This is a genomic window from Blautia sp. Sow4_E7 (assembly GCF_052116245.1).
Taxonomy (GTDB): Bacteria; Bacillota; Clostridia; order Lachnospirales; family Lachnospiraceae; genus Blautia_A.
Window position 1 is genome coordinate 1 of the sequence record NZ_JBQKLL010000130.1, and the last position, 844, is coordinate 844.

Below are 844 nucleotides of genomic sequence, written 5' to 3' on the forward strand. Positions count from 1 at the left end.
TCTTTATATCCACTTCTGTTTGTTGTACTGTATGTCAATATATGTGCTCCCGGACATATATAACAATCATAGTATTCATCATATGCGAATTCGTGTTTCCCGAAAAAGCCTTCTTTGGTCTTGGGACGGGTATACGGAAAAAGTGGTTGAATTCCATCTTCCAACAGCTGATGGGCGATTGCCGGAGTTTTATATCCTGCATCTGCAACCACCATCTGCGGATTCAGTTTAGATATCTTATCATATAATGCTTTAAAAGTACGACTGTCATGCTCATTACCAGGATGTACTGTATATCCAAGGATCCAGCCATGTTTATCACAGGCAGTTTCTACTGCATATGCAAAAACATGTTTATGTTCTCCTTTTCGAAACCATCCACTTTCCGGATCACTGGTACTGCATTTCTGCGTTTTTACATCTTCAGGAATTTTCTCTTCTTTGGAATCTTTATTGTTTCCATTTCCACCGGATGCCGGTGGCTGATTATCATCTTTTTTCTTTAATGGTTTCTTTCCATGTGCCAGGCGGTCTTCTTCAATCTCTTTATTTAATTCTTCTTCATACCAGAGCGCCTGTTCATGTGCAACTCTTTTCCGCATTTTTTTACTGTTTGCACAGGCTTTTACATGTGTTGCATCCACGAAGATCTGTCCTGTATTTACAAGATTATATTTCATACAGTCTTCCAATATCTTTGAAAAGATCTGCTCAAAAAGGTCTGTGTCTTTGAAACGGCGGGTATAATTCTTTCCAAATGTAGAAAAATGAGGTATCGGATCTAGCATGTCCAGTCCAAGAAACCAGCGGTATGCAACGTTTACCTCGATCTCTTTCATGGTCT

At 39.3% G+C, this 844-nt stretch carries 1 protein-coding gene; it reads right to left on the reverse strand.

Annotated features, from left to right (window positions below):
* A partial coding sequence (locus ACTQ50_RS19700; protein WP_441485569.1) for a transposase occupies positions 1-844 on the reverse strand: 844 nt, incomplete at both ends.